Annotated in this window: 1 protein-coding gene; it reads right to left on the bottom strand. The window is 68.9% G+C overall.

Annotation, left to right across the window (positions count from 1 at the left end; all coding sequences use genetic code 11):
- A partial coding sequence (locus MOV75_RS41925; protein WP_247008758.1) for a pyruvate kinase occupies window positions 1–437 on the bottom strand: 437 nt, incomplete at both ends.

The following is a 437-nucleotide window of genomic DNA, read 5'->3' as shown; positions in this document are numbered from 1 at the left end:
GATCTCGCTCGGCGAATACGCTTCCGAGCAGAAGCCGGCCTTCGTCGTCGCCGACCTCTCCACCATCTGGGTCGATCTGTCGTGCGGCGTCGGCGATGGCATCGCCCGCGGTGGATTCCGGCGCGGGACGCTGAGCCGTGATCACCGAGCGGTAGGTCGGGTCGCGCTCGACCTCCTCGCCGATGCGGTTCATGGTCGAGACCGCCTCGACCGGGAATTTGCCGGCCGCCGATTCCGCCGACAGCATGATGGCGTCAGCGCCCTCATAGACGGCGGTGGCGACGTCCGAGACTTCTGCGCGGGTCGGCACCGGCGACTGGATCATCGATTCCAGCATCTGGGTCGCGACCACCACCGGCTTGCCGGCACGGCGGGCCATCCGCGTCATCTGCTTCTGCAGGCTCGGCACGCGCTCGAGCGGCAGCTCGACGCCGAGG

Origin of the sequence: Bradyrhizobium sp. PRIMUS42, assembly GCF_023006515.1 — a bacterium.
Taxonomy (GTDB): domain Bacteria; phylum Pseudomonadota; class Alphaproteobacteria; order Rhizobiales; family Xanthobacteraceae; genus Bradyrhizobium.
This window is presented reverse-complemented; position numbering and strand designations above follow the sequence as displayed.